The organism is Bacillus sp. SD088 (genome assembly GCF_017355205.1).
Classification (GTDB): domain Bacteria; phylum Bacillota; class Bacilli; order Bacillales; family Bacillaceae_C; genus Lederbergia.
The window spans coordinates 29,918-51,430 of sequence record NZ_JADIJK010000020.1 but is presented as its reverse complement, the minus strand read 5'-3'; the positions used below and the strand labels follow the sequence as shown (position 1 = coordinate 51,430).

General features: G+C 37.9%; 15 protein-coding genes. All 15 read left to right on the top strand.

Going from position 1 to position 21,513, the window contains the following annotated elements; genetic code table 11:
• The first annotated feature begins 179 nt into the window (after nt 1-179).
• The 15 genes from IPU53_RS17045 (at nt 180) to IPU53_RS16975 (ending at nt 21,472) form a co-directional block, all read left to right on the top strand.
• On the top strand, nt 180-2,606 hold the full coding sequence (locus IPU53_RS17045) for a hypothetical protein (RefSeq protein WP_207452212.1): 2,427 nt from the start codon (nt 180-182) through the stop codon (nt 2,604-2,606).
• Nucleotides 2,603-3,541: an ABC transporter ATP-binding protein gene (locus tag IPU53_RS17040; protein ID WP_207452211.1), complete on the top strand. Its 939-nt coding sequence runs from the start codon at nt 2,603-2,605 to the stop codon at nt 3,539-3,541. Before IPU53_RS17045 ends, IPU53_RS17040 begins: the two co-directional genes overlap by 4 nt.
• Nucleotides 3,538-4,392: an ABC transporter permease gene (locus IPU53_RS17035; RefSeq protein ID WP_207452210.1), complete on the top strand. Its 855-nt coding sequence runs from the start codon at nt 3,538-3,540 to the stop codon at nt 4,390-4,392. The genes IPU53_RS17040 and IPU53_RS17035 overlap by 4 nt, the downstream gene beginning before the upstream one ends.
• A gap of 2 nt (nt 4,393-4,394) precedes the next feature.
• A complete protein-coding gene (locus IPU53_RS17030; protein WP_207452209.1) occupies nt 4,395-5,999 on the top strand; it encodes a hypothetical protein in 1,605 nt (534 codons plus the stop codon).
• A gap of 19 nt (nt 6,000-6,018) precedes the next feature.
• A complete protein-coding gene (locus tag IPU53_RS17025) occupies nt 6,019-7,008 on the top strand; it encodes an AAA family ATPase (RefSeq protein ID WP_207452251.1) in 990 nt (329 codons plus the stop codon).
• 98 nt (nt 7,009-7,106) lie between these two features.
• Nucleotides 7,107-7,877 (top strand): DUF58 domain-containing protein, encoded by a 771-nt coding sequence (locus tag IPU53_RS17020; RefSeq protein WP_242698374.1) that lies wholly within the window; start codon nt 7,107-7,109, stop codon nt 7,875-7,877.
• 9 nt (nt 7,878-7,886) lie between these two features.
• Entirely contained in the window at nt 7,887-9,698 is a 1,812-nt protein-coding gene (locus IPU53_RS17015) for a vWA domain-containing protein (protein WP_207452207.1), read from the top strand.
• On the top strand, nt 9,682-12,477 hold the full coding sequence (locus tag IPU53_RS17010; protein ID WP_207452206.1) for a VWA domain-containing protein: 2,796 nt from the start codon (nt 9,682-9,684) through the stop codon (nt 12,475-12,477). Before IPU53_RS17015 ends, IPU53_RS17010 begins: the two co-directional genes overlap by 17 nt.
• A gap of 521 nt (nt 12,478-12,998) precedes the next feature.
• Entirely contained in the window at nt 12,999-13,925 is a 927-nt protein-coding gene (locus tag IPU53_RS17005; RefSeq protein WP_207452205.1) for a metallophosphoesterase family protein, read from the top strand.
• Between the two features lie 63 nt (nt 13,926-13,988).
• The gene (locus IPU53_RS17000) at nt 13,989-14,999 is read left to right on the top strand and encodes a histidinol phosphate phosphatase domain-containing protein (protein WP_207452204.1); all 1,011 of its coding nucleotides are present in this window, start codon (nt 13,989-13,991) and stop codon (nt 14,997-14,999) included.
• A gap of 528 nt (nt 15,000-15,527) precedes the next feature.
• Complete coding sequence (locus IPU53_RS16995) at nt 15,528-16,385, top strand: ABC transporter permease (RefSeq protein ID WP_207452250.1); 858 nt, start codon at nt 15,528-15,530, stop codon at nt 16,383-16,385.
• Nucleotides 16,386-16,406: 21 nt separating this feature from the next.
• Nucleotides 16,407-17,285, top strand: a complete 879-nt coding sequence (locus IPU53_RS16990; RefSeq protein ID WP_207452203.1) for a carbohydrate ABC transporter permease — start codon at nt 16,407-16,409, stop codon at nt 17,283-17,285.
• A gap of 22 nt (nt 17,286-17,307) precedes the next feature.
• Nucleotides 17,308-18,897: an extracellular solute-binding protein gene (locus IPU53_RS16985; RefSeq protein WP_207452202.1), complete on the top strand. Its 1,590-nt coding sequence runs from the start codon at nt 17,308-17,310 to the stop codon at nt 18,895-18,897.
• A 74-nt stretch (nt 18,898-18,971) separates the two neighbouring features.
• The gene (locus IPU53_RS16980) at nt 18,972-19,766 is read left to right on the top strand and encodes a DeoR/GlpR family DNA-binding transcription regulator (protein WP_313886513.1); all 795 of its coding nucleotides are present in this window, start codon (nt 18,972-18,974) and stop codon (nt 19,764-19,766) included.
• A gap of 254 nt (nt 19,767-20,020) precedes the next feature.
• Nucleotides 20,021-21,472, top strand: coding sequence for an ABC transporter substrate-binding protein (locus tag IPU53_RS16975; RefSeq protein WP_207452200.1), 1,452 nt, complete (start codon nt 20,021-20,023; stop codon nt 21,470-21,472).
• The last annotated feature ends 41 nt before the right edge of the window (nt 21,473-21,513 follow it).

Genomic DNA, 21,513 nt, shown 5'->3' with positions numbered 1-21,513 from the left:
TGTGAAACCAGCTCCAGAGGGGGCTGGTTTTTTGTTTTTGATAGGCCGTACATATTGGTATAATTCTTTTTTGTATATTCCTATATTTAGAACTTCTGTATATTTTTTAAACCATTATGTGTTATATTGTTTATATATTTAGAAAATTAATAGAGGCTCATTACAGTAGGGGGAGTATGGTGAAATCATTTATAAAAATCGCGGTTTTTATCCTATTTTTTATTGCTTTTGTGTTTCCACAGTCTGTTGCTGCAAAGGAAGAGATAGACATTTCAGTTCAATATGGAATTGATGGAAAAGTACAAATAGGCAAAGGATTTCCTATGGAGATCACACTTATAAATAAAGGGGAAGATCTTTCAGGAGATCTCGTTATTTATTCTAATCCAAATTACCGATCAGAGGGAAATATCGTTGTTCCTATTGAGCTTCCAACAGGGGAAGAGAAGGTTGTGAATGTCTCAATCCCGGGGCAAGTCGAAAATTATTCTAATCCGCAGTCAAGCCAGAATTCGCTCATTCGCTTTTATAAAGGTGGTTGGAAAGATGGAGAAGAAATAAAAGGAGCACTGGGGAAAAAAGTAAATCCAGGTTTTTTTCCGGAACATCGGCTTGTTTTAGGTGTTTTAAGTGATTCACCCGATTCATTAAATTATTTAAAACTCTCGAAATACAATGCTGAGTCAATTGAACTTATCACATTGAAAGAAGATGATATACCAAATGATGCCACAGGATTAGAGATGTTTGATGTTCTGTTGATCAATGATTTTAATCTATCAACTGTTTCTACTGAAAAGCAACATGCTCTGAAAAACTGGGTTCGTTCTGGTGGGCATTTAATGCTGGGGAGTACCCCAGGGTTATCTCAACAGCTAGGGGAGCTGCAAAATCTTTCTTTATTACATATTGATGATCAAACATCTTTTGATGATCTGAATTTTTTTGCGACAGCAGAAAATGAAAACACCCCCTCTTTTAGCCAAGTTGAAATTATGACGGGAGAGGTGTCTGAGCATACGAAGGTTGTTTATGCGGATCATTCGCTTCCAATGGTAATGAATAAAAGCTTTGGACTTGGTGAGGTCACTCAGTTTGCATTTAACGTGGGAAGTGAGACGCTTGCCACATGGGAATTATATCCTGCCTGGTGGGAAGATGTCCTGCAAAAAACGGTTGATAAATTTACCAATGGCCAGCAGTACATGATGGAGGAATTGTCCGATCAATTTGGAAATATTGTCAATTCCTTTCCGTCTTCATTTTTGCCAGTAACTGCACTGATTGTGTTATTCATCGTTTATCTGATTCTATTGATACCTGGTCTTTACTTTCTTCTGAAAAGGTTAGATAAACGGGAAAACTCATGGTGGATTATTCCTAGTGTCGCGATCATAGTTTCGGTGGTTATTTTCCTTGTAGGAGCAAAGAACCGGATTGCTGGCTCACAAACGAGCGATGTGAGTATTCTCTCTATCGACGATACTGGCATTGCCAGCGGATATGGGGCAGTATCAATCCTGACAAATAGTGGTGGCGAATATCCATTAAATATAAGTCCCAGGGGATTTAATCCATTTCCTTTAACTAATGACTACAATTATGATGAGCTGAATTTGAATCATGCGATGGTGGAAAAAGGGCAGGAGCAGACAAAAATAACATTTAATAATGTTGAATATTGGTCAATTCGATCTGCCATAGGGGCTATCCCTTCTATCGATACAGGGAAATTGATGGCAGATTTAAAAATTGAAAATCAAAAGCTTGTTGGTACGATTAATAGTGCCCTTTCAATGGATATAGAGGAAGCCTTTTTATTATCAGGATCAAACGCTTATTCACTAGGTGAGATTAAAGCTGGGGCGACTACTGAAGTTTCAGTCGATACGGAGAAATCAGATATACCGCTTAGTGCACCGAGGAGTAATGTCGCTAATTCGATATACCAGGGTGCTGCCATTGGGATGTACGGCCAGAGTGCACCAGATAATAAGGAAAGTTTAGATGAGTGGAAAAAGCAGGAACTGCTGCGAATGATGCTGGCATATGAAATACATCAGCAAAATCTAAATCGGCCATTAATTGTCGGCTTTTCAACGGATTCCATAATCTCAATTGAAATGGATAAAAAGCAGTCGAATTCCGGGTCACAGACATTGATCACTCAGGCAGTAGATATTACTTCCTCTTTTGAGGGTGATTTTACGCTAACTGAGGAAAAACTTCAGACAGCTATTTCCATATTGGAAGGAGTCAATGCAGACATTATTCATAATGGTCTACCTGAAGGGGAAAATTTACTTGTGGTAGAGCCAGGTAAGTATCAGATAACCTACCAATTGCCTGAACAAATGAAAATAAATAATGCATCGATTCATAAGCTTCAAGTTAAGCTTTCCCAGGAAGATACAGCTTTTTCTATTTTCAATGTTGAAAAAGGAGAGTTTCTTCCGCTTGAGGACCGTTCAATGGAATTTGAAGAAAACGCACATGAATTTTTAACTGAAGACGGCTCCATTGTTTTGACCTTTGAGAAAAGCGGTATGAGTAATCCTGAGGTACGTGTTCCAGCTGTCAGCCTGGAGGGAGAGTATAAAAAATGATTGAAACAATAAATTTGACGAAAAAATACGGTAGCTTTACAGCATTAAATGAGCTAAATCTCAAAATTGAAAAAGGAACAGTTTTTGGATTTGTCGGCCATAATGGTGCAGGTAAATCAACAACCTTTTCAATATTGGCGACATTGCTTGCCCCAACTTCTGGAGCAGCATACGTTAACGGATATGATGTGACAACAGAGCCGAAGAAAGTTCGGAATCATATTGGCTATATGCCAGATTTCTTTGGTGTATATGATCAATTTAAAACAGTCGAATACCTGGATTTCTATGGAGCGAGCTATGGGATCAGTGCAGCAGAGCGAAGATTGCTGATACCGCAATTATTAGAGCTTGTGAATCTTTCGAATAAAAGTGATGTATATGTTGATGTACTGTCACGTGGTATGAAGCAGCGTCTTTGTCTTGCTAGGTCCCTTATTCATGATCCAGAGGTGCTTATATTGGATGAGCCAGCTTCCGGACTGGACCCACGTGCCCGGATCGAGATGAGAGAAGTTTTAAAAGAACTGAAAAATATGGGGAAAACCATTCTCATTTCATCACATATCCTCCCGGAGCTTGCCCAAATGTGTGATGAATTAGGTGTCATCACAAATGGTGAGCTAGTCGCATCTGGATCTGTAGCTTCCATTCAGAATCAGCTGCAGGCAAACAAGGTTATCAATGTCAAGCTTGCCTCCGATGTAGAAAAAGCTGTTTCGTTTTTTGAAGATGATCCTAGGGTTTCAACAATTACGAAAAATGAGAAGTATACAGATATGCTGTCATTCGCATTTACAGGTAATGATGCAGAACAGATAGAATTGCTCAAGAAAGCACTGGATAGTGGTCTTGCTATTTTAGGCTTCAGTCAAGAAGAATCGAATTTAGAAGATGTATTCCTGGAAATCACGAAAGGAGTGGATTTCTCATGAAGTCAATTTGGATAAACCCTGTGCTAAATAAAGAAATCAAGCTCCGTTTTCGTTCCTTTAAAAGTTCTTTAGGTGTATTCTTTTATCTATTGGCTATAGGGGGTATTGCTATTGGTTTTATCCTTATGAATACGATTTTTTCCTATTCTTCCACAGTCATATTTCGTCCAGAACAAAGCAGAACAATGTTTATGGTGTTATCATTTGTGCAAATGGCGTTAGTCCTTTTCATGACACCAGGTCTAACTTCAGGTGTTATTAGTGGGGAGAGGGAGCGGCAAACGCTGAATATTTTGCTAACAACACCGCAATCATCAACAAGCATCATCTTAAGCAAGCTTTTTTCGTCGATTGCCTATTTGCTATTGATGATGATTGCATCGCTTCCGCTCTATAGTATTGTATTTCTTTTTGGTGGTGTTTCACCAAGCTTACTTCTTATGACATTCGCTCTGTATCTTGTGACAATGCTGACAGTTGGCAGTATCGGGGTGCTTTTTTCAACAATCATTAGAAAAACAATTGTTGCCACCATTATTACATATGGAATCACTTTGTTTATAACAGCAGGAACTGCGTTTATAACCCTATTTGTCGTACAGCTTATCAGCTATCAAAGTGCAAACCAGACTTCGGTTTTTCCATATATCACGTCCATGCTTAATCCATTTATTATTTTATTTAATACATTTGAGGAAGGAATGGCAAATGAGATTAATAGAATCTCGGGGATTGAGTTTCCCATGACTGCAGCTTTCATCATTTCATTTTTACTGATCAGTTTTCTCTGCCTGTTTATCAGTATTAAGAAACTTCGTCCAGATAAGAAAGTGAAAAAAGGAGCCGCCTAAAAATGAATGAGATAAAACAATTTTTAAAATTGTTGACAGTGTGCAAACGCAGGCTTCTTATCGAACACTTTAGCAGCTATTTTCATATGGGTTTATTACTTGTCGGTGTTGCAACAGTACTCACAGCCACAATCGCACGAGTAACACCAATTATGTATTTCTATCAATCGATTTTGATCCTTGCAGGAAGTATCATGCTTTTTACAATCATTGTCGCCTATTTTAAAAAGCCTAACAATACAAATGCGGCGGTTGTATTTGATCATTACGTGGCTGAAGACAGGGTAAAAACAGCATTGTCCTATTTAAAAGACGAATCTTCTTTTAGTCAGTTACAGAGGCGCGACGCCTTATCACATATGAAAGAATCTTTGCCAGAAATTGAGAAAAGCCAGCTGAAGCTATTTTATTGGAAGAAATTGCTGATTTCCTTATTGCTGTTTGCCCTTGCAGGATTATCGCTGATTTTTCCGAATGATGTCATGGAGACTGCTAAACAGAAGGAAACAGATAAGAAAATAGCGGAAGAGGCGAAAAAGGAAATAGAAAAGTTAGTTGATGATGAAACAGTAAGTGAGCAAATAGAAGAATTGAAGAAAGAAACAGCTGATATAGACAAAAGTAAAGAATTGCTGGCAAAGCTTTTGGAAAAAGAAGCTGGTCTTGAAGAAATGAAGCAGGATGCACGAACAGATGAACAGCGATTACAGAAATTAGCTGACGGTTTAGATGAATTTGATGAGCTTCAGGCTGCATTAAATGAAGTTGATTCCGAAAAGATGAAACAAGCACTGAAACAATTGAGTGAAGAGCTGCCAGCACTTTCTAAACAGCAACAGCAGGATTTGGAAAAGTTGTTATCTGATGTTACTGGGGAAAAAGCAAGTGGCTTTGCTGAGATGACTGAAGAAGAAAGGGAGGAACTGCTGGGAGCTTTAGAGGAGCAGCTTGGTACTTTAATCGAAAATGCTGGCTCACTAAATCAATTGGCAATCTCTCAGGAGCAGTTGCAGCAGCTAGCTACTTCATTGAATCAAAGCATAACAAATACTGGCATATCGAATTCAGGTAAGCTTTCATTTGCTTCACAAACAGCCAATAATCAAGGGGACAATGGGCAAACCTCTAGTGGAAATAACAACAATTCAAACGGTCAGGAACAAGATGAAGAGGGGCAGGATGGAGAGGGCCAAGATGGACAGGGACAAGGCTCAGGAAATGGCAGTGGGTCTGGCTCAGGAAACGGCTCAGGGGCAGGAAATGGCTCTGGTAGTGGTTCCGGCTCTGGTAGCGGAAATGGCGGAAGTGGAGCGGGATCGGGGTCCGGTGCCGGGTTCGGGCAAGGCTCCCGTGAATTGATGATTCCTGAAAAAATTGACGGAGAAGAATCAATAGAAAATGATTTGGGAGCATTGGGAGAAGGCAGTGGTGAACAGCAATTGGCACCTGAAGCTCCTGTATTAAAAGGAAATGTACGTTCATATGAAGAAGTCTATGGCAATTATGAGCGTACTTATCGGGAAAGTGTTGAAAGAATGGACTTACCTGCATATTTGGAAGATGCAGTGAAAGAGTATTTTAGTGAACTTAATCCGGAAGGGGAATAAGGATTTGCCTGATATTCAAATGAAAGAAAAGCAGCATCAGGAAGTAATGGACAAAATAGCAGCAGCAAAAGCTGAAATAGCATCATTTATTGTTGGACAAGATGAAATTATCGATCAAGTGTTATGGGCGATATTTGCTGGAGGACATGCGCTTTTGGAAGGCTTGCCTGGACTTGGGAAAACAATGCTTGTCCGTACTGTTTCCGAATGCTTGGACTTAAGTTTTTCCAGAATACAATTTACACCTGATCTGATGCCTTCAGATATTACCGGAACAATGATGATTGAACCTTCCGAGGATGGGAAGCGGCAGTCATTTGTTTTTCACGAAGGTCCAGTGTTTGCCAATATTGTATTAGCGGATGAGATAAACAGGGCAACTCCAAAAACGCAAAGCTCACTGCTTGAAGCAATGGGGGAAAAAACGGTAACTGTGATGGGCGATACAAAACAACTAAAGGAGCCCTTTTTTGTATTGGCAACACAGAATCCGTTGGATTTAGAAGGTACATATCCATTACCAGAAGCGCAAATGGACCGATTTTTGCTAAAAATTAATATTGAGTATCCATCAAAAGAGGATTTGAAACAGATCATTGTAAATACTACCGGAACAAAGACAAACAGCTTATCAAGGGTTATGAATGCCGCTGAGATCATCGAAATCCAGCAGTTAGCTTTAGAATTACTTGTTTCCGAGGATATACTGGATTATGCGGTAAATATGGTCATGGCAACACATCCCGAGACGGAAAACTCTCCGGAATCTGTAAAGAAATTTGTACGCTATGGAGCTGGACCACGCGGGTTGCAAAGTTTGGTTAAAATTGCAAAAGTCAGAGCACTTGCGAGTGGAAGGTACCATGTTTCAAGAGGAGATATCAAACATGCTGCATTGCCTGTCCTAAGGCACCGGCTTTTCTTGAATTTTGAAGGGGAAGCGACAGGGATCAGCAGTGATGAAATAATTAAAGAGATCATCGAAACAATTGGTTCTGATCAGTCATGAAAGAATTTCTGTCAAGCACACTCATGTACAGGCTCTCTAAGCATCAATTGCAATCGAAACGAATGAGGCGTGGACATCAAAAAGGTGGGAGACGTTCGATGAGATCTGGTACTTCATTGGAGTTTTCCGATTACCGTTTTTATCAGCCTGGTGATGATTTACGGCTGATCGACTGGAATGTATATGCAAGGACAAACAAGCATTATATCAAAAGGTATCTTGATGAACAGGAATTAGTCATTTCTCTTTATATTGACTGCTCCAAATCAATGACACTTCTTTCAAGGAAGTGGGAGTTTGCCAAAGGACTCACTGCTGCTCTTGGATTCATGTCTCTTGCAAGTGATGATCGTGTGGGGGTTTTTCCAATTGGTTCAGACAATCATCCTTTTATGTACAAAAAAGGGCGAGCCTTTTCAAATCGGCTTATTCATTATGTAAAGAATGTCAATTCAAATGAGCGGCCGATTACCTTTTCAGAATCGATTCAAAAGGTGATTCAGCCAAAGTCCAGTGTATCGATCTTGATAAGTGATCTAATGGAAGCACCTGAAAAAATCGAGACCGCTCTAAAAAAAATGCAGGGCTACAAACAGGAGTTATTTGTGATTCAGATTTTGACTGAAGAAGAGATCAACCCCGTCTTTCAAGGAGATCTCGAGTTGATTGACAGTGAGACACAAAACTTTATGAATGTTTCTATGAGCAGTTCAATAAAAAAACAATATCAAACCAGACTTCTGGGACATACCGAAGCAATCCAGAAGTTTTGTCATATGCGGGGAATTGGTTTTATTCAATGTAATGCCAGTAGCTCCCTGGAAGATATTTTATTCAAAGAACTATTATCAAAAGGCTGGATTGTGTGAGGTGAGTCTATGCGGTTTTTAACACCCGGATTTTTAGGATTATCAGTCTTTTTACTAGGGGTTATCCTGTTTTATTTATTTAGAAAACAATATGAAAAACAAATTGTATCATCAACATTTTTTTGGCAGCAGGTAATGCGGGAGTGGCAAGCGACGAAATGGTGGAGGAAAATACAGCAACACTTGCTCTTATACCTGCAATTACTCATCCTTACATTATTAATGTTCGCTTTAGTTCGTCCTTATATTGGCGTTAGTGATCTTTCAGGGGAACAAATTGTAGTCGTTATCGATACGTCTGCATCAATGACAGCACTAGAAGGTGAGAATAATAGATTAGAATTGGCAAAAGAAGAGATGAATGAGCTTATTGATCAATTGGATACTCAGAGGCTGACAGCCATTCTTGCTAAACAAACACCAGAAATATTATTTTCGAATGAAACAAATAAAAGTGAAATGCGGCGTGCTATTGAGAATATATCTCCTTCTTTTCAAAGTGAAGATATAGATAAATCTGTTCAATTAGCCAATCAGCTCTTATCAGATTCAAGTGGAGAAATACATGTTTTTTCTGATCGCACAAGGCAAGAGGAAATAACGACTACCCATTTGAGCCATAAGACTGAAGTACATAATATTGGAACAACGACAAATAATTTATCCATTCATGCATTCGGCGCGGCTAAACAAGAAGACACTGTGAATGGGGTATTGTCAATCGCGAATGAAATGGACGAACAACAGCAGGTTACCATTCAAATCGTTTTTGAAGATGAAAAACTTGCCGAAATTGAAGAAACAGTTGATCCAGAAAAACCGACCCAGATTCATATCCAGGACTTACCAGAAAAGCCTTATTATAAAGCTATGATTGTTAATAAGGATCATTTTCAGGCAGACAATGCCAGTTTTGCATTTCTTGGAGAGGACAGACAGCCAACTTTTTATTTGGTGGGCAAGATGAATTCATTTCTCACAAAAGCTTTATCGCATTTAAGCACTGATATAATCCAAATTGAAGAACTGAATGAAGTTCCACAAACAGAAAACGCAATCTATGTGCTTAGTAACGTTCCAGCTGAAAACTGGCCAAATGGACCAAAGCTTATAATTTCACCAACGGTGGGTGAACCATTTAATATCAAAAATGAGCAGATGTTACAGACAAGATTAAAAGCGGTTAGCGATGATTCCCTTCTACAGTTTGTAGATATAGAGGAGGTCTATATTCAAAAAAGCTATCCATTTACTATGCCGGAGCTCCAAGCAATTGTATCGAGTGGGGAAACTTCCATAATCAGTAAAGGGAATTATCAGGGTAGTCCGATCATATTGCTCGGGTTTGATATGGAGGATACTGATTGGCCAATGCATTCCAGTTTTCCAATCTTTTTATATAATGCGATTGATTATCTCACAGATCAAAACCAGCTGCTTGGATATTTACAGTCGAATGAAAGAAAAGAAATTGCTTATTCCACTGGAGTGACTAGTAGTACTATTTTAAATGAAGAGAATGAGACAATAGCTGACATGAATATAGATAATTCCATTTTAATTGCTCCAGAACGCCCTGGCCTATACAAGGTTGCAGAAGAAACAGAATTTGGCTTAAAAGAGCGGCTTTTCGCAGTTATTGTGGATGAAGAGGAGAAATACATTTCACCAGAGGACAGTTTTACAATTGAAACTGAAAATGAGGAGACTGGTGGAGATAATCAGAAACACCCAAATGAGATTTGGACTGTTTTTGCAACCCTTGCATTATTCATTTTATTTTTGGAATGGGAGGTATATCGCCGTGGGATTACAGGTTGAAAAACCCCTATTTCTATTATTACTAATACCGGCATTCATTGTCTTATATCTTTACTGGAAAAAGAATAAGGTTACCCCCCTTATTGAAAAAAATATCATCCTAACGATTCGATTCCTCATATTTGCTATCTTGATTTTATCTTTATCTGTTCCGAATATTTTATACCCAGTTAAAGGTATAACAACCGTTTTTGTTATTGATCAATCTGAAAGTGTTAAAAACCAGGAAGAGGAAATGTTTGCTGCAATTGAACAAGCGATTAGTGGAATGGAGCCAGAAGACAGCTATGCGGTTATTTCAACAGCAGAAAATGCACAAATAATCCAGTCACCATCAAACAGTGAACAAGGGTTGATCACGAACGTCAATATAGAAAATAAATCTTATACAAATTTGGAAGAGGGGCTGCAGCTTGCTTCCAGTTTATTGTCTAGCGATAAAAAAGGGCGGATTGTTTTAATGACAGATGGAAATGAAAATATGGGTGACGCTAGACAGCAAGTAGAACTTTTGCATGGTCAGGAAATCCTCATTGATGTACTTCCATTTAATCCTTCTATTCAAAAAGATGTCGCAATTGAAAGTTTTAGTAGCCCATCAACTTTGTATCAGGGAGAAAATGCAAAGTTAACTGTCAATCTATCAAGTACGATGGATACAAAAGCTAGAGTAAGAATTACAAAAAATAATGAAACAGTGATTGATGAAGAGGTTCAAGTGAAAAAAGGGGAGAATTCCTATAATTTCATTGATTTCATAAAATCCTCAGGTGTTCATAATTATAAGGCTGAAATCATTTCTGATGATGATGGCGTTTCACAAAACAATCAGTCATTTGCTGTTGCTGAAGCAAAAGGACCTCCACAAATCCTAATGGTGGATGATGAAACGGAAGGGGATAATTTACTGCAGGCACTGGAAGCATCCGATCTCACAGTGACCAAAACAAAACCAGAATTATTGCCAACATCTCTATCTGGTTTTTTAGAGTATGAAATGATTATTTTCAATAATATTTCCGCTACTGATGTGACTCAGGAACAAATGGAAATGATTGAAAGTGCTGTCCGTGATTTTGGCAAAGGGTTTGTCATGGCTGGGGGAAATAAGAGTTATGGTCTAGGTGGTTATTTCAAAACACCGATCGAAAAATTATTGCCAGTTGAAATGGATTTAAAAGGAAAGAAAGAACTGCCATCACTCGGAATGGTTATCGTACTGGATCGATCTGGTAGTATGAGTGGCTATAAACTGGATTTGGCAAAGGAGGCAGCGGCACGTTCCATTGAATTACTCCGTAATAAAGATACATTAGGCTTTATTGCTTTTGATGATAAACCATGGACAATAATTGAAACAGGACCACTTGATGACAAAGTAGAAGCTGCCGAAAAAATCCGTTCCATAACAGAAGGTGGGGGAACGGAGATCTTCACACCACTTGAACAGGCCTATAATGAACTAAAAGATTTAAAATTGCAGCGAAAACATATTATATTATTAACAGATGGACAGTCAGCAACGAATGGGGATTATTCGGAACTAATTTCAACAGGACTCGAAAACAATGTGACATTATCGACGGTTGCAATCGGCGGTGATGCTGATCGCTTTCTACTCGAGCAATTAGCAACAGAGGGAACAGGAAGATTCTATGATGTCCAGGATGCTTCCACCATACCAAGTATTCTATCAAGAGAAACAGTTCTAACAACAAGAACGTATATTGAAGATAATCCTTTCTATCCAATGTACACAGAAGGAAATAACTGGGGTTCGGTATTTGAAAAAGGTGTTCCAGTAATGAATGCATATGTAGCCACAGAACCAAAATCAAGAGCAGAAACGATTTTAATGAGTGAAAAAAATGATCCTGTTCTAACAAGATGGCAATACGGACTGGGAAATACTGTTGCATGGACATCTGACACCAGTGGTGAATGGGCAGGCGAGTGGCCAGCCTGGTCAAACTGGCCATCATTATGGAATGAAATCATTACATGGAGCTTTCCAACATATGAAAATGAATTATATGATATAGAGCAAACGATAGACGGGAAAAATATTAAACTGGATATCACCTCCATAAATCAGGATATGCTACCAATTGAAGCTACTGTAGTGGATGAAAAGGGCAAGCAAATTGAAGCAGATTACAGAATAAAATCCCCTGGTGAGCATGAGGTGAATTTTACTGCAGGATCGGGTATTTATTCTTTGCAGCTTGCTAAATTTGATGGCGAAGATATTACTTCAACTTTCCAAACAGGTATTGTTGTTCCATATTCCAAGGAATTTAAACTCCAAAATCAAAATAATACACTTTTAAATGACGTAATAGAGCTCGGAAATGGGAAAATTTTAACAGATCCAGAAGAAGCTTTCCGGCCAATTGATATAGAAAAATCTAAAAAACAACCGATTACGATGCAGCTTCTCTTAATTGCTTTTCTGTTGTTCTTTATCGAAATCGCTATAAGAAGATTTGGCGTAACATTAGCAGTTGAGAAAATCCGTTCCTTTAATAGTCAAAGGGCTGATAAAAAGGAGAAAAAAGAAAAGGAAATAAAGCAAAAATATTCACGACTTAAAAAATCCACTTCAAAAGTATCAGCTAAACCTAAAGGGGAAATTAAAAAGGTGCAAACAGATGTAATAAGAAAAGTGGATAAACAACCCAAAACAGAACGGAAGAAAGACGCGGAACAGCCAAATAATGATAACAGTGAGCGCCTTAAAAGGCTGCTAGATGCGAAAAACAGAAGAAATAAGTGGTAAATACAAATTGATGAAAGAAATTCAGAAAAAGTAGTCGGAATTTGGCATGCTAGAGATAACTTCAAAGTCTTACCTATAGAAGTCTATAACGTAAATGAAGAGACGGGGACAAAACTACAAAGAAAGTTAAGCTCTAAAACCGAACAATGCATTACCTATCGGAGGAAATATACGTAGACTCCAGCGGGAGAAAAGGCATCGGTGAGATCACGGAGTGCGATAGCACGAGGAAGATCACCAGCCGCCCGCGGAAAGCGAAGTATGTTTCCGTAGCGGGAGATATGCATCAAACTAGTTCGGTTTTTTCTTTGGAGAAAATACTTTTGTCCCAGGCTCTTTTTTTGTTTCTAGAAAACACCCAAATGAGTGTAATATCAATCTAGTTGAAATTTTGTAAAAATTATATTGACGAGTTTCGACAATTGTTGTATATTGTGTTTGTGTATTCATTAAGTTCTTTGTGATTTTAATTGGAGTTTTGTGATAGTTTTTGAGGTGTTAAAAATAGGAGGGGAGAAGTCGTGGAAGGAACTTTAAGATTTCGAACGGATCAATCGTTTAAAATTATTCAATTTACTGACTTACATATTGGAGGAGAAGAGAACCATTTGCCTGATCAAAAGACGTTTCGTGTGATCAGCGAAACCATTCAGCACGAAAAACCTGATTTAATTGTTGTGACAGGTGATCTGATTTGGAGTGAAGGGGTGGAACAGCCTGAACAATCCTATCGCAGGGTATTGGACCAAATTTCCCAATGGGGGATTCCATTTACCACTGTCTTCGGCAATCATGATGCAGAAGCAAATGTCACACGAGAGCAGTTATTTGCTATTAATACTGAGTATAAACATTTTTTAGGAATGGCTGGACCTGAAGATATTCATGGTGTTGGCAATTATTCGCTTACGATTCAATCTTCAAATAAAGAGAAAAATGAATCCGTTTTATATTTTTTAGATTCAGGTGATTATGCACCAAAATCTGTTGGCGGCTATGCATGGGTTCATCCAGATCAAGTAAGCTGGTTTCTAGAAGAATCGAAAAAGTATGCAAACGGAAAAGAAACAATTCCCGCATTAGCCTTTTTCCATATTCCACTACCTGAATATCGTGATGTCCTAAACATTGGCAAAGTGTCTGGAAATAAATTGGAACAAGTTTGTGCCCCTGTGATTAATAGTGGTTTATTCACAGCTTTACTAGAATCAGGTAATGTCATGGGTACGTTTGTGGGGCATGATCATGACAATGATTACTGTGGCGAACTTCATGGTATTTCCTTATGTTATGGGCGGATAAGTGGATATAATGTCTACGGATCATTACAGCGGGGCGCAAGGGTTATCCAATTGTATGAAGGGCAACATAAATTTGATACATGGATCAGGCTGGATGATGGGAAGGTTATCGCTCCTTACACACATGAGCATAAAATTAATGACTAGCATAGGGCTTTTTGAACAACTAGCTCCGGGTCAAGGATGCATCAAAGAAAAGGAGTGAAAAACTTGAAAATTGATTATCATTTACATTTGGAGGAAGGACCTTATTCACCCAATTGGTTGAATCGGACATTTGAAGCAATCAATCATCTAGATAATAACTCCCAATCTTCGCACACACGAGAATGGATGCTTGAGCAAACAGAAAAATTACATAAGCGGCTAATGGGTGGCCCTTTTTCGATGGAATGGTTGGATTTATATTTACAACAAGCGAAGCATTTAGGTATCCAAGAAGTTGGGATCGTGGACCACTTATATCGCTTTAAGGAATATAAACCGTATTATGAAAAACATATTCATCTAGAGGATGATGAGCTTGGAAAGCTACAGAGAAAATGGCTCGACCAGGTTTGCGTGGAATCAAGGGATGAATTTATCGCACTTATTGAAGATGCCAAACAAAAATGGGAAGAAAATGGTGTGAAACTCCATTTAGGCATAGAAACAGATTATTTCCTCGATGGGGAAGAGGAATTGCGAGAAATTCTCGAAGATCATCCGTATGATTATGTGATTGGTTCTGTGCATTTTTTTAATGGCTGGGGCTTTGATAACCCGAAAACCCAGGATCTGTTCCTAAACTATGATTTAATTAAGCTTTATGATGAGTTTTTCCAATTAGTAGAGAAGGCAATTTCCTCAAAGTTATTCGATTTTGTCGCACATCTGGATAACCTAAAAGTTTTTGGCTATCGACCTGATGAAGAACAGCTTATGCCAGCTTATCGTCGAATAGCCGAGAGATTAGTAGAATCAAATACAGCTACTGAGATCAATGCAGGGCTCTATTACCGCTATCCAATTAAGGAAATGTGCCCAAGTCCCACTTTTCTAAAGGTACTAGCAGACTATCAGGTACCACTGACCGTTTCCTCAGATGCTCATTATCCAGATGATCTTGGGAGATTTGTTGAGATGCAATTGGAGGCATTACAAAATGCGGGCATTCATGAAGTGGTCACATTTGAAAATGGCGAAAAGATCAAGCATCAGATTGAGAAAGTCTTTACTTAGAACATATTCAATGCTGAGACAAAGGTGATATCACCACAGAAAAGTGCATATTCCCCGGTTCGGAAATATATTTCGCTTTCCGCAGGCGAGTGACAAGCCTCATCAGGCTTTGCCTTCCGGGGACTTGCCGAACTTCTTACTTCTATGTATATTTCCTCCGCTAAGAGAAGTTCGTCCTTGGAGTTTGGTATTTTAGTTAGTCCCAGCTTATAGAACCTAGATGACTTATATTCATATCTTTTATCTGACTAGTTTTCTATTTATTTATTATTTTGCCAATAGTAAATACTTTATGGCTTTAGTAAGCAAACAAGGGAGGTGAGTCGGATGCAGTATTTAATTAAATAAGATTATGTAGTTTTGTGAAACAAACGCGATCAAAAAAAGTATTTTGAAAGGGGGCTCTTAGAATTGGTTCAGCAAACAAACAAAGTTGCAACAACTGTTCAGACTAATACTACTCCATCTTTAAAAAGTCGCGGTGCCAATCTCAAAAAAAGTATTAAAAAGAGATGGCAATTATATATTATGATTCTGCCAGTCATCGCTTATTTTGTCATTTTTCATTATGTTCCTATGTATGGAGTCCAGATTGCCTTTAAAGATTTTATTGCCTCAAAGGGCATAACTGGGAGCGAATGGGTAGGGTTCAAGCATTTTATACGATTCTTTGATAGCTATCATTTTTGGCGGTTAATGAAAAATACATTAGGAATTGGTGTGTACGAGCTGTTAGTAGGATTTCCTGTACCGATCATATTGGCATTAATGATCAATGAAGTTCGTTTAAAGTTTTTTAAGAGAACTGTGCAAACGGTTACTTACGCGCCGCATTTTCTATCAACCGTTGTATTAGTAGGGATGATCATTATCTTTTTATCTCCTGATAGCGGGGTTGTGAATCAATTGATCCAACTATTTGGCGGCAAGGAAATTTCATTCCTTACAGAACCCCAATGGTTTAAAACGGTCTATGTCTTTTCTGGTGTTTGGCAGTCAATGGGTTGGAGTTCGATTATTTATTTAGCGGCCTTAGCAGGGATTGACCCGCAGTTACATGAATCGGCAATTATGGATGGGGCAAATAGATGGCAGCGGATTTGGAATATTAATATTCCAGGTATTCTACCAACAATTATCATTCTATTAATCCTTAATACCGGATCTATTGTAAGTGTTGGTTTTGAAAAGGTTTTCTTAATGCAAAATGATTTGAATTTAGAAGCTTCTGACGTGATCGCCACATATGTTTATCGGAGCGGTATTTTAGACGCAGAATTTAGTTTTGCTTCAGCAGTTGGACTATTTAGTACCATTATTAATTTTATTCTACTTATTACAGTAAATTCGATTGCTAAGAAAGTAGGACAAACGAGTCTATGGTAAAAATGGAGGTGTCGTTTGCGGATGAATCAAACCATTGGAGATAAAATATTTGGTGCAATAAATAATACGTTGTTGTTTATTCTTCTGCTCCTTGTTCTGTATCCGCTTATTTTTGTAGTGAGTGCATCCATAAGTAATCCACTGTTAGTGGCAAATGGAGAATTATGGCTATTTCCTAAGGAACTCACTTTAATTGGTTATCAAAAGGTTTTTCAGAATCGCGATATTTTAAGCGGGTACCTTAATACCATCCTGTACACTACTGTGGGGACACTGATTAATCTCTTTTTAACCACATTAGGTGCCTATCCACTTTCACGTAGAGATTTTTATGGGAAAAATCTCATTATGTTCTTTTTAGTTTTTACAATGTTCTTTAGTGGTGGTTTAATCCCAACTTATTTAGTCATTAAAAATTTAGACATGTTGAATACGTTTTGGGCACTTGTGATTCCAAATGCAGTGGCCGTATTTAATTTAATTATTATGCGTTCCTTTTTTCAATCAAATATTCCCAGAGAGATTGAAGAGGCAGCAGAGATTGATGGCTGTTCCGATTTCCAAATTTTAAGAAGAGTTGTGCTGCCTTTATCAACACCGATTATTGCTGTCATGATTTTGTTTTATAGTGTTGGTCATTGGAATGCCTATTTTGATGCATTAATCTATTTAACGGATCGGGAGAAATTCCCTTTACAATTAATATTACGAGAAATCCTTATCCAGAATTCGATGGATGAAATGGCTGGCAGTGGGGAATCGATGGCTCAACAAGTGATGTATGCACAATCAATCAAATATGCAGTTGTGATCGTAGCGAATTTACCTGTTCTTTTACTCTACCCATTTTTACAAAAATACTTTGTACAAGGAATAATGGTTGGGGCTATAAAAGGATAGAAAAATTAGGAGGTTTATAGAGATGAAGAAAATTTTTATGCTTGCCTTATTTGTAATCATGTCTGTTTCTTTTCTTGCTGCCTGTAATGAAAAAACGGATAAAAAAGCAGAAGCCAATTTAGATAATCTTAATTTGGATGGAATGCCAATAGTGAAAGAAGAAATTGAACTTAAGATGTTTGCTCCTAAACGCTTCGCTTCACAAAACTGGAATGATATTAAGATATGGAATGAGTACGAAAATATGACTAATATCAAAGTGAAATGGGAGAATGTTGATCGGGATAATTTAGCAGAGAAACGTAATATTTTACTAGCAGGCGGTGATTATCCAGATGTACTTTTTGGAAACGGTTTAACGGTAAATGATTTAATGAAATATGGAAAACAGGAAGACTTTATGGCGTTAAATGATTTAATTGATCAGTATGCGCCTAATTTTAAGGCATTGCTTGAACAATATCCGGAAGTAGAAAAGGCCATTACGATGCCAGATGGAAACATTTATTCTTTTCCAACGATTACGGATCCTGAATTTAAGGCGATGTTGGAAGGATCCTTCATGTGGCTAAAAGAGGAGTGGTTAAAGGAGCTAGATCTTGAGGAACCAGAAACAACGGAAGAAATGTATCAATTATTGAAGGCGATTAAAGAAAACTACCCAGATGCCATTCCGATGGGAGGAGGACCTGGAATAGACGCATATTTAATCCCTTTCTTTAAGGGCGCTTGGGGGCTAGGCAATAGAGGAGCTTCACATCCTTATGTTGATGTTGATCCTGAAACAAATGAACTACGATTTATCCCGACCGCTCCTCGTTATAAGGAGATGTTGGAGTATTTAAACAAGATTTATGAGGACGGATTAATTGATAAAGACTTTTTTACAGCAAATGCGGATCAAGTCATTGCCAAAGGTTCTCAAGGAATATATGGTGTCCTACCAGATTATAACCCAGAAGCTGTATATAGTAATTTAACGGGGTATATTGGCGGGAAGGCATTAAAAGGCCCACATGGTGATCAGCTATATGCTCATATTGGTTCCCCTATCGGTTCTGTAGGTCAATTCGTTATTACAAAGGATAACCCAAATCCTGAAGCAACGGTGCGTTGGGTAGATTACCTTTATAGTGATGAAGGCAGTAAGATGTTTTTTATGGGCTTTGAAGACGAGACCTATGTTGAAAATGAAGATGGTACCTTAGATTATACAGATGAAATCAAGAATCATCCGGACGGCTTAACACAAGACCAGGCTGTTGGAGAGTATCTTGTTTGGCCTGGTGTCGGATACCCAGGAATCTTAAAGCAAGATTATTTCAAGGGTTCTGAAGGAAAGCCAAGTTCTATTGAAGCATCTGAAAAGGTAGATCCATTTATCCCTGAGGAAATATGGCCACCGTTTAATTATACAATTGAAGAGCTTGAAGAAATGAATGCCTTGAGAAATGATATTGAAACGTACATTAATGAGATGAATGCGAAATTCATTACGGGAGCGAGATCATTAGATGAATGGGATGACTATGTTGCCCAATTTGATAAAATGAAACTTGAGAAATATATGGAAATTTATAATGATGCCTATGAGAGGTATGATAAACAATAAAAATATAATTTGAAAATGCTATAGTAAAGGGGTACGATATAAGTAATTTCGTTTGAAAAGGAAATAGAGAGAAGGTGCAAAATTTGTCTCTTCTATCTGAGGAAAGAAAAAGATTGTTAATCGATGAGTTGGATACTCATGGGAAAGTTCGAGTTTCTGACTTGGCACAGAAATTAGAGGTATCGAATGAGACAATCCGCCGAGATTTAGAAGCATTGGAAAAAGTAAAGAAATTGAAAAGGGTTTACGGAGGAGCAGTGAAAATATCCTACGAAGATGGAGAGCCTCCCTACCAACAGCGGCAAATTATTCAGGGGACTGAAAAAAAGCTTATTGGGAAAAAGGCAGCTTCTTTAATAAAAGATGGGGACACGATCTTTTTGGATACGGGAACTACGATATTAAACCTAGCTAAATTTATAAAAAACCTCAATCGTCTTATGATTCTTACAAATTCTTTACCTGTCGCCAATGTTTTAAAGGATGCCTTAGCACAGGGGTTGTTTCGCGGAAAGGTCATTCTTTTAGGTGGAGAACTCTCCCCAGATCAGCAGTCCGTATCTGGCTATCTATGTGAAGAAATGCTGAAAAACTTTTATGTTGATAAAGCTTTCTTGTCGGTCGGTGGTGTATCACTTAAAACAGGAATAAGTGATTATGATTTTAACGAATCCTCCATTTCAAAATTAGCAGCTACAAATGCCAAGGAAGTAATCGTTTTAGCGGATTATAGTAAAATAGGTGTACAATCCTTTACCAAGATTACGACTTTAGAACAGGTAGATGTGATGATATGTGATAAGAAGCCACCCTCTTCATGGGAGTCCGAATTAGATAAAAAAAATGTTGACTGGATTTTGGCTGAATAGTTTAAAAGATAGAGCTGTTCCGTTTTAAAGCGCTTAGCACTTTAAGACGGAATAGTTCTTATTTTTTTGAATATTGAACATTTTCTATTAATATGAAAACGATTAAATCTATGATTTGTGCAGTAAATGTAAGAAAAATGAACTACTATTTTATTCGGGTATATCTTATGATAAATACATGAAAGCGTTTGAAAGGAATAGTACAAAACAACTAGGGTAATGTTAATTTGTAAGAATAAAAAGGGGGATTTAAAATGAAGAAAACGCTACTATTAATGCTTGTGCTTCTTCTAAGTCTTGGTACAGTTCTTGCTGCTTGTGGCAATAATAAGACTGAATCAAGCAAGGGTGGAGATGGTGAAAAACCATATGAAATTAAATGGTACACAATTGGTACACCACAAAAAGATACAAATAAGGTATTTGAAGAAGTAAACAAATATACAAAAGAAAAGATCAATGCGACTGTCAAGCTAACACAAATTGATTGGGGCGATTTTGAACAAAAAATGCAGGTGATCATCTCTTCAGGTGAACCATTTGACATTGGTTTTACAAATGGTGGAACGTATGTTCAAGATGCCCAAAAAGGCGCTTATCTCCCGCTAGATGATTTATTAGATGAACATGGGAAAGAGTTAAAAGAAACTTTGGACCCAGCTCTTTTAGAAGGGGCTAGAGTAGATGGAGAGCTTTATGGCATTCCTTCCAATAAAGAAGCCGCTAGACAAAGTGTTTATACTTTTAACAAACGCTTAGTGGATGAATATAATTTCGATATTTCCACAGTAAAAACATTAGAAGACCTTGAACCAATGTTGAAAACGATTAAAGAAAATGAGTCAAATATTACACCAGTGGCAACATTTAAAGCTTATCTTCCATTCGATTATATCTTTGAAGGAGACATGCCTTTTGGCTTTGCTCTTGAAGGAGATCGTGATCATGTTGTGAATCCATTTGAATCTGATATTGCGATGGAGACATTTAAAACAATGCATAAGTATTTCAAAGCAGGCTATCTTAAATCAGATGCAGCTACCAGTAAAGATAGCTGGCCAATGGATGTAGAAAACTGGTTTGTTCGTATGGGAGATTCTCAACCATATGCAGACCTACTTTGGTCTCGTTCAGCAAAGTATGAAGTAGTCTCTGTCCCAGCAGAAGAGCCAACTACCTTTAATACATCGGTTACGGGAGCGATTCAGGCGATTTCATCTACATCACAAAACCCTGAAAAAGCAATGGAATTCTTGAATCTCTTAAATACGGATCCATATCTTCGTAACCTTGTGGACAAAGGAATTGAAGGGGTTCATTATGAAAAGAATGATGATGGAAAAATTACAGATCTTCCAGCACGTATCGAAGATTATAATATGCCAACTTACTCTCTAGGAAACCACTTTATCTTAGATCTATACGAAGATGATCCTTCTGATAAATGGGATAAATTCAAAGAATTTAATGAATCTGCACAACCATCACCAACACTTGGATTTCATTTTAACAGTGATCCAGTGAGAACCGAAATTGCTTCGATTTCCAATGTGTCAAAAGAATTCTATCCAGCTTTATCAACAGGCTCTGTTGATCCTGAAGAATATCTACCTAAGTTTAACCAAAAACTAAAAGATGCTGGTATCGACAAAGTGTTAGATGAAATTCAAACACAATTTGACGCATGGAAGGCGGAACAAAAATAAGCTATTAAACATCAATCAGTAGGAATGAAAATTTCTGGCTG